Origin of the sequence: Comamonas sp. B-9 (genome assembly GCF_000410635.1) — a bacterium.
Taxonomy (GTDB): Bacteria; Pseudomonadota; Gammaproteobacteria; order Burkholderiales; family Burkholderiaceae_C; genus Comamonas.
In genome coordinates this window covers 439-6122 of the sequence record NZ_KE148587.1, presented here as the reverse complement: position 1 = coordinate 6122, position 5684 = coordinate 439, and the positions used below count along the sequence as shown (strand labels likewise).

Genomic DNA, 5684 nt, shown 5'->3' with positions numbered 1-5684 from the left:
GAAGAGCAAAGGGCGCAGACCCGGGACTGGGCTGCCAAAAAACAAAGCCAGCAGGTGCTGGCTGGGACTGCGGGCATTTTAACGGAAAGCGTTTTACCCGGGCTTGGGCAGGCAGGGCGCCAGCGCCTTTGCCCAGGCCGCCGCAGCGGCACAGCCGCGTCACCCGGGCTTGCTTTCCAGACAGCCACCCTTTCTCTCGGCGATCTTGATGCCATCTTGATATCCCCCCGCGCATTCTCAGCGCCTGCTTGATGCGCGCAAACCTACATTGGCTCCACTGCAGGCGTTTTGCCTGTGCAACACCACGCTGCGTGGGGCCGCATTGGGCGGCCTGGCTGCGGTGTATGAGGAGAAAACCATGTGGATCCATGGAGTGGAGGTGCTGGCCGCGCTGGTCAGTGCTGCGCTGTTTGTCTATCTGGGGTACGCGCTGCTGCGGCCCGAAAAATTCTGAAAAAAGGGGAGAGGGCCATGTACATGCTGCAAGACCTCGTATTTGTCGGACTCACGCTGGCCTGCTTTGTCGGCCTGCTGGGCTTTGTTCGCGCCTTGGTGCGCATCTGAGCGGGGCTGACATGGGTTTAGTCTGGATCGAATATGCCGCCTTTGTGGCGGTGCTGGTGTTGCTCACCATCCCCATGGGGTGGTGGCTGGCACGCTGCTTTACCAGCGCGCACGACAGCCGGCTGGAGCGCTGGACCTACGCCGCCATCGGTGTGGACCCGCAAGAGCGCATGGGCTGGCAGCGCTATGGCGCGGTGCTGGTGATGAGCAATGGCCTGCTGATGCTGCTGGGCTACCTGCTACTGCGGCTGCAGGGCTTCCTGCCGCTCAACCCGCTGCAAAATGCTGCGCAGACGCCGGATCTGGCGTTCAACACCGCTGCGTCCTTTATCACCAACACCAACTGGCAGGCCTATGCCGGTGAGAGCAGCCTGAGCAATGCCACGCAAATGGTGGTGATCACCGGCCTGATGTTTGCGGGCTCCGCCGCCGGCCTGGCCGCTGCTGCCGGCTTTGTGCGCGGGCTGGCCCGTGCGGACAGCCAGGATATTGGCAACTACTGGGTGGATTTTGTGCGCATGCTCTGGCGCGTGCTGCTGCCGCTGTCGCTGCTGCTGGCGCTGGTCTATGTCTGGCAGGGCGTGCCGCAGACCCTGGGTACCGAGGTGCTGGCCCATACCATCGATGGCGGCCGCACGCAGCAGCTGCTGATGGGCCCGGTCGCGAGCCTCGAGAGCATCAAGCACCTGGGCACGAATGGCGGCGGCTTCTTCAGCATGAATGCGGCCCATCCATTTGAGAACCCCACGCCGCTCACCAATATGCTGCACATCCTGGCGATGCTGCTGATCCCTGCCGGCATGACCTATGCGCTGGGAGCCATGCTGCTCAAGCGCCGCCAGGGCTGGGTGTTTTTTGGGGCGAGCCTGATCATCTTCCTGGGCTTTCTGGCCCTGGTCTGGACGGGCGAGCAAAACGGCAGCAGCCTGCTGGCCCGCGCCGGTGCCGACCAGCAGTGGAGCGCCACCCAACCGGGCGGCAATATGGAAGGCAAGGAGCTGCGTTTTGGCATCACCGATACCGCCTTGTTTGTCACCACCACCACGGCGGCCACCACCGGCTCGGTCAATGCCATGCACGACTCGCTCACGCCCTTGGGCAGCATCACGCCGCTGGCGCTGATGATGCTCAACTGCGTGTTTGGCGGCGATGGCGTGGGCCTCATCAACCTGCTGCAGTACGCCATCCTGACGGTGTTCCTGGCCGGGATGATGATCGGGCGCACGCCCGAGTTCCTGGGCAAGAAGATCGAGGTGCGCGAGATGAAGCTGGTGATGCTGTCAGTGCTGGCCCACCCGGCCTGCATTCTGGGATGGACAGCGCTGGCCATGCTCTGGCCGGGCGCTGCCGACAGCCTGAACAACCGGGGCCCGCATGGCTTTTCGGAAATTCTCTACGCCTATGCCTCGGCCACTGCCAACAACGGCTCGGCCTTTGCGGGCCTCAATGCCAACACGCCCTTCTTCAACACCACCTTGGGCCTGGCGATGCTGATGGGACGCTACCTGACCCTGCTGCCGCTGCTGGCTGTCGCCGGCAGCATGGCCAGCAAGGCCAGCGTGCCCGCCGGGGCCGGCACCTTTCCCACCGCCACGCCGCTGTTCACCGGATTGCTGGTGTTTGTGGTGCTGGTGGTCGGCGGGCTCACCTTTTTGCCAGCGCTGGCGCTGGGGCCGGTCGTCGAGCAGCTGCAGATGCTGGCTGGGCAGCTCTACCCCTGAGCCCCACCTTTTGACCTGGTATCCCAACTGATTTGACGCGAACCGGGGCACGGCCAGGCCGTGCCCGCAGGAGAAAAACATGACAAGCCCTGATTCCGATAAACGTCTGCCAGCGCTGCATGCGCAGCAGGCCGCCGCCCCCGCCGACGCAGGCTGGGGCCGCACTTTTAGCCGCACTTTGGGCAGCAGTGCCCGCGCCGCCGTACTGGTGCTGCTGCTCTGTGGCGTGGCCTACCCGCTGGCCACGACCGGCGTCGCCCAGGCACTGCTGCCCCATGCCGCCAATGGCTCGCTGGTGCTGCGCAATGGCCAGATCGTGGGCTCGGCCCTGATCGGCCAGTACTTTGACAGCGCCCGCTACTTCCATGGCCGGCCCAGCGCCACGACGGCACCTGACCCCAAGCAGGACGGGGCCAGCATCGCTGCGCCCTACAACGCCGGCCTGTCCGGCGCCAGCAACCAGGGCTCCAGCAGCCAGGGGCTGGCCGATAGCGTGGCCGAGCGCGTCGCGCAGTACCGCACGACCAATGGCCTGGCGGCCGATGCGGCTGTGCCGGTCGATGCGGTCACCGCCTCGGCATCGGGCCTGGATCCGCATATCTCGGTTGCCAATGCCAACTTGCAACTGGCCCGCGTAGCGCGCGAGCGGCAGTTGCCCCCCGTCCAGGTGCAGCAGTTGCTGGACCAGGCCACGCAGCAGCGCACTGGCTACCTGCTCGGTGAGCCCCGCGTGAATGTGCTGGCGCTCAATATGGCGCTGGATGCACTGCCAACCCGGAGCCAACCATGAACACGAAAAAATGGACGGCATCCGCTGGCCTCGGCGATCTGGCGCTGCTGCAGGCCGCCGCCTGGGATGCACTGCGCAAACTCTCGCCCCGCCTGCAATGGACCAACCCGGTCATGTTTGTGGTCTACCTGGGTGCCTGGCTCACCAGCCTGCTGTGGCTGCAAGCGCTGTTCATGGCGCAGGAGGGCAGCGGTTTTACGTTGGCCATTGCCGGCTGGCTGTGGTTCACCGTGCTGTTTGCCAACTTTGCCGAGGCCCTGGCCGAAGGCCGCAGCCGCGCCCAGGCCGCCAGCCTGCGCGGCATGAAGCGCGACACGGTCGCCAAGGTGCTGCAGCAAGCGCAGCATGGCGCCGCCTGGACGGCCCAGCCCGCCAGCAGCCTGAGCAAGGGCACGTTCTTGCTGGTGGAGGCGGGCGATGTGATTGCGCTCGACGGCACCGTGGTCGAAGGCGTGGCCTCGGTCGATGAGAGCGCCATCACCGGCGAATCGGCCCCTGTGGTGCGCGAGGCCGGTGGCGATTTCTCGTCGGTGACCGGTGGCACGCGCGTGCTGTCCGACTGGCTGGGGGTCGAGGTCACGGTGAACCCGGGTGAGTCGTTTCTGGACCGCATGATCTCGATGGTCGAATCGGCCAAGCGCCAGAAGACGCCCAACGAGCTGGCGCTGGGCATCCTGCTGGTGGGGCTCACCTTGGTGTTTCTGATGGTCATTGTCACGCTCTGGCCGTTCTCGGTGTTTGCGGTGGCGCAATCGGGCAGCGGCAGCGCCGTCAGCGTGGCCGTGCTGGTGGCGCTGCTGGTTTGCCTCATCCCGACCACCATCGGCGGTCTGCTGTCTGCGATCGGCGTGGCCGGCATGGGGCGCATGATGCAGGCCAATGTGATTGCCACCTCGGGCCGCGCGGTGGAGGCCGCAGGCGACGTGGATGTGCTGCTGCTCGACAAGACCGGCACCATCACCTTGGGCAACCGCCAGGCGAGCGAATTCTTGCCAGCCCCGGGTGTCAGCGCCGCGCAGCTGGCCGAAGCCGCCCAGCTCTCGTCGCTGTCCGATGACACCCCGGAAGGCCGCAGCGTGGTGGTACTGGCCCAGGAGCGCCATGGGCTGAGCCCCGCTGTGCTCGACCCCGCCCAGGCCCAGCCGGTGCCCTTTACCGCCCAGACCCGCATGAGCGGCCTGGACCTGGCTGGCGCCACAGGCCCGCGCAGCCTGCGCAAAGGCGCGGCCGATGCGCTGCGCCGCCATGTCGAGGCCCTGGGCGGGCAGTTTCCGCAGGCGGTGCAACTGGCGGTGGAGAGCGTCTCGCGCAAGGGCAGCACGCCGCTGGTCGTCGCCGATGGCGCGCGGGTGCTGGGCGTGATCGAGCTCAAGGACGTTGTCAAACCCGGCATGCGCGAGCGTTTTGCACAGCTGCGCCGCATGGGTATCCAGACCGTGATGGTCACCGGCGATAACCCGCTGACCGCTGCTGCGATTGCCGCCGAGGCGGGCGTGGACGACTACCTGGCCGAGGCCCGGCCCGAGGACAAGCTGCAGCTGATCCGCAGCCACCAGGCCGCAGGCCGTTTGGTGGCCATGACGGGCGACGGCACCAACGATGCACCCGCACTGGCCCAGGCCGATGTGGCGGGCGCGATGAACAGCGGCACGCAGGCCGCCAAAGAGGCCGCCAACATGGTCGACCTGGACAGCAACCCTACCAAGCTCATCGAGGTGGTGGAGACCGGCAAGCAGATGCTGATGACGCGCGGCGCGCTCACCACCTTCAGCATTGCCAACGATGTGGCCAAGTACTTTGCGATCATTCCGGCCGCCTTTGTCGCTACCTACCCGCAGCTGGCATCGCTCAACATCATGGGCTTGCACAGTGCCGATTCCGCCATTCTGAGCGCCGTCATCTTCAACGCGCTGATCATCATCGCGCTGGTGCCGCTGGCCTTGCGCGGCGTGCGTTACCGGGCGGTGGGTGCTGCCGCCTTGCTGCGCCGCAATCTGCTGGTCTACGGTCTGGGTGGTTTGCTGGTGCCGTTTGCCGGCATCAAGCTGATCGACATGCTGCTGACGGCAACAGGCTTGTTCTAAGCGCTTGCCCCACAATAGCGCCACCATGCCCCACCCCAGCAATACCCCCAGCGCACCTGCCGCCCGGCCTGACCCGGACGCGCTGGTCGCCCAGCTCAAGGCCGACCAACAGCAAGCGGCCCGGGGCAAGCTGCGCATCTACTTTGGCTCCAATGCCGGGGTGGGCAAGACCTATGCAATGCTGGCCGCTGCGCAGCGCGAGCGCCAGGCGGGCCGCCAGGTGCTGGTGGGCTTGGTGGAGACCCATGGCCGGGCCGAGACCGTGCAGCAGCTCCACGGCCTGGAGCTGCTGCCCCGCCGCCTGTTGCCCCACCAGGGCCGCCAGCGCGAGGCCTTTGACCTGGATGCGGCGCTGGCGCGCCACCCACAAGTGCTGCTGCTCGACGAGCTGGCCCACAGCAATGCGCCCGGCTCGCGCCATCCCAAGCGCTGGCAGGATGTGCAGGAGCTGCTCGATGCCGGCATCGATGTCTGGACGACGCTCAATGTGCAGCATCTGGAGAGCCTCAACGATGTGGTGGGCGG

Annotated in this window: 5 protein-coding genes and 1 pseudogene; all 6 read left to right on the top strand. The window is 66.4% G+C overall.

What is annotated here, in order from left to right; translation table 11 throughout:
- Positions 1-252, top strand: a 252-nt coding sequence (locus H928_RS32880; RefSeq protein WP_204366313.1) for a hypothetical protein, incomplete at its 5' end; no start/stop codon positions are given.
- A 106-nt stretch (positions 253-358) separates the two neighbouring features.
- Positions 359-454 carry a K(+)-transporting ATPase subunit F gene (gene kdpF / locus H928_RS31600; protein WP_027010947.1) on the top strand — a complete coding sequence of 32 codons (96 nt, stop codon included), beginning with the start codon at positions 359-361 and terminating at the stop codon, positions 452-454.
- 121 nt (positions 455-575) lie between these two features.
- Positions 576-2285, top strand: coding sequence for a potassium-transporting ATPase subunit KdpA (gene kdpA / locus H928_RS0114080; RefSeq protein ID WP_021027093.1), 1710 nt, complete (start codon positions 576-578; stop codon positions 2283-2285).
- A 79-nt stretch (positions 2286-2364) separates the two neighbouring features.
- Positions 2365-3075, top strand: coding sequence for a potassium-transporting ATPase subunit KdpC (kdpC, locus tag H928_RS0114075; RefSeq protein WP_021027092.1), 711 nt, complete (start codon positions 2365-2367; stop codon positions 3073-3075).
- A complete protein-coding gene (gene kdpB / locus H928_RS0114070) occupies positions 3072-5159 on the top strand; it encodes a potassium-transporting ATPase subunit KdpB (RefSeq protein WP_021027091.1) in 2088 nt (695 codons plus the stop codon). The genes kdpC and kdpB overlap by 4 nt, the downstream gene beginning before the upstream one ends.
- A gap of 25 nt (positions 5160-5184) precedes the next feature.
- Positions 5185-5684 (top strand): annotated as a pseudogene (locus H928_RS33400) (two-component system sensor histidine kinase KdbD); the annotation flags it as partial.